Below are 2748 nucleotides of genomic sequence, written 5' to 3' on the forward strand. Positions count from 1 at the left end.
ATCCGATGCCGCGCGGCCGGCCGCTTTCAGCGCCGCCTTCACCGTCGCGACGACGCTCGCCCAGATGTCTTCCGGATCGTGCTCGACCCAACCGGAGGCGGGATAGTGCTGGGCAAATTCCTGCTGGCCGGTGCCGGCGACCTTCATCTTGTCGTCGAACAGGATCGCCCGGGTCGATGTCGTTCCCTGGTCGATCGCCAGCACAAAACCGCTCATTCCGTTTCCTCCACTCTCATGCAACAGGGGAGACGGCCAAGCCGCCTCCCCTGCATTTCCTACACAGGTCCGCAGGCCTGCGTCATGCAGTTACTTCTGCCAGCTCTTCACCAGCTCGTCGTAATTGACGGTGATCGGCTTTTCCTTCTCGTTCTCGATCTTGAGCTGAGGCGCGAGATTGCCTTTCTTGACCGCGTCGGCGTTCCAGTAGGCGAGGTCATGCTCTTCGGCCATCTTCGGACCGATATCGCCCTGGACGCCCGACTTCTCGATGCGGCTCATGACCTTTTCCTGTTCGGCGCAGAGCGAGTCCATTGCTTCCTGCGCGCTCTTGGCGCCCGACGAAGCATCGCCGATCGCCTGCCACCAGAGCTGCGCCAGCTTCGGATAGTCAGGCACGTTGGTCCCGGTCGGCGACCACTGCACGCGGGCCGGCGATCGGTAGAACTCGATCAGACCGCCGAGCTTCGGCGCGCGCTCGGTGAAGCTCTTGTCGTGGATCGTGCTCTCGCGGATGAAGGTCAGGCCGACATGGCTCTTCTTCACATCGACGGTCTTCGAGGTGACGAACTGCGCATAGAGCCAGGCGGCCTTGGCGCGGTCGGTCGGCGTCGACTTCATCAGTGTCCAGGAACCCACGTCCTGGTAGCCGAGCTTCATGCCGTCCTTCCAGTAGACGCCGTGCGGCGATGGGGCCATGCGCCATTTCGGCGTGCCGTCGTCGTTCATCACGGCCTTGGCGCCGGCGTCGACCATCGAAGCGGTGAAGGCGGTGTACCAGAATATCTGCTGGGCAACCGCGCCCTGCGCCGGAACCGGGCCAGATTCGGAGAAGGTCATGCCCTGCGCTTCGGCGGGAGCGTAGGCCTTCAGCCAGTCGAGATATTTCTGGATCGAGTAGACCGCCGCCGGGCCGTTGGTGTCGCCGCCGCGCGCGGTGCAGGAACCGACAGGGCGCGAATTCTCATCGACCTTGATGCCCCACTCGTCGACCGGCAGGCCATTCGGAATGCCCTTGTCGCCATTGCCGGCCATGGAGAGCCACGCGTCGGTGAACCGCCAGCCGAGCGACGGGTCCTTCTTGCCGTAGTCCATGTGGCCATAGACCTTCTTGCCGTCGATCTCGCGGCCGGTGAAGAACTCGGCGATGTCCTCGTAGGCCGACCAGTTGACCGGAACGCCGAGGTCGTAGCCGTATTTGGCCTTGAAGTCCGCCTTGTTCTTCTCGTCATTGAACCAGTCGTAACGGAACCAGTAGAGGTTCGCGAACTGCTGGTCGGGAAGCTGGTAGAGCTTCTTGTCAGGCGCCGTGGTGAACGACGTGCCGATGAAGTCCTTCAGGTCGAGGTTCGGATTGGTGACGTCCTTGCCGTCGCCTGCCATCCAGTCGGTCAGGTTGCGCACCTGCTGGTAGCGCCAGTGCGTGCCGATGAGGTCGGAGTCGTTGACCCAGCCATCATAGAGGTTCTGTCCCGTCTGCATCTGCGTCTGGATCTTCTCGACGACATCGCCTTCCTGGATCGTGTCGTGCGTCAGCTTGATGCCGGTGATCGCGGAGAAGGCCGGCGCCAGCACTTGCGATTCATAGGAATGGGTGGCGATGGTTTCCGAAACGACCTTGATCTCCATGCCAGCGAACGGCTTCGCGGCATCGATGAACCACTGCATTTCCTTTTCCTGATCGGCGCGCGAAAGCGTCGAAAGGTCGCCTATCTCCTTGTCGAGAAAGGCTTTTGCCTCGTCCATCCCGGCATAGGCATGGCCCACCCCGAGCAATAGAACAAGGGCGGTCGTGGATGTCAGAAATTGCCGTCGCATGTGTCTCCTCCAGTCTTAGGTTTCAAGTTCGATCCGGGGCGGCCGCCAGCACGCGGCCGCTCCGGCTATTCCCCCTCTATACGTATCGGAACACGCCAATGGCGTAGACCACGGAGAGAGCGAGAGCCCACCACAGGTTGGGTCCTATCAGACCCAGCCAAGCGAGATGGATGAAGGCGCTGCCGAGCAGCGAAAGGAAAAGGCGGTCGCCGCGCGTCGTCTCGAAGCGCAGCAGGCCGACGCGCGGATTGCCGCCGGGCGCGACATATTCCCAAAAGCCCATGCCGCAGAGCATCAGCGCAATCACGATGAAGAAGGCGGCCGTCGGCCAGGTCCACGCCATCCACGAAAAGTCGAGGTTCATGGTCAGACCCTCCCCAGGGCGAAGCCCTTGGCGATGTAATTGCGCACGAACCAGATGACCAAGGCGCCGGGGATCAGCGTCAGCACGCCCGCGGCGGCGAGCAGGCCCCAGTCCATGCCGGCGGCAGAGACCGTGCGGGTCATGGTGGCGGCGATCGGCTTGGCGTCGGTCGTGGTCAGCGTGCGCGCGATCAGGAGCTCCACCCAGGAGAACATGAAGCAGAAGAAGCAGGCGACGCCGATGCCGCTCGCGATCAGCGGCATGAATATCTTCACAAAGAAGCGCGGGAACGAATAGCCGTCGATATAGGCGGTCTCGTCGATCTCCTTCGGCACGCCGGACATGAAGCC

Annotated in this window: 4 protein-coding genes; all 4 read right to left on the bottom strand. The window is 62.4% G+C overall.

Features of this window, described 5'->3' with window-relative positions; genetic code table 11:
• Positions 1 to 216: FGGY family carbohydrate kinase (locus EOD07_RS29610; RefSeq protein ID WP_245470541.1), on the bottom strand; the 216-nt coding region annotated here is incomplete at its 3' end.
• Positions 217 to 306: 90 nt separating this feature from the next.
• On the bottom strand, positions 307 to 2034 hold the full coding sequence (locus tag EOD07_RS29615; RefSeq protein WP_127237859.1) for an ABC transporter substrate-binding protein: 1728 nt from the start codon (positions 2032 to 2034) through the stop codon (positions 307 to 309).
• A 76-nt stretch (positions 2035 to 2110) separates the two neighbouring features.
• Positions 2111 to 2404 (bottom strand): DUF2160 domain-containing protein, encoded by a 294-nt coding sequence (locus EOD07_RS29620; protein WP_206519596.1) that lies wholly within the window; start codon positions 2402 to 2404, stop codon positions 2111 to 2113.
• On the bottom strand, positions 2401 to 2748 hold a 348-nt coding region (locus EOD07_RS29625; RefSeq protein ID WP_164772659.1), incomplete at its 5' end, for an ABC transporter permease subunit. The genes EOD07_RS29625 and EOD07_RS29620, both read right to left, overlap by 4 nt.

The organism is Mesorhizobium sp. M2C.T.Ca.TU.002.02.1.1, assembly GCF_003997225.1.

Bases quoted from the DNA above. Each gene is read 5' to 3' on its own strand.
- EOD07_RS29615 (WP_127237859.1), bottom strand. From the start codon at position 2,034: ATGCGACGGCAATTTCTGACATCCACGACCGCCCTTGTTCTATTGCTC.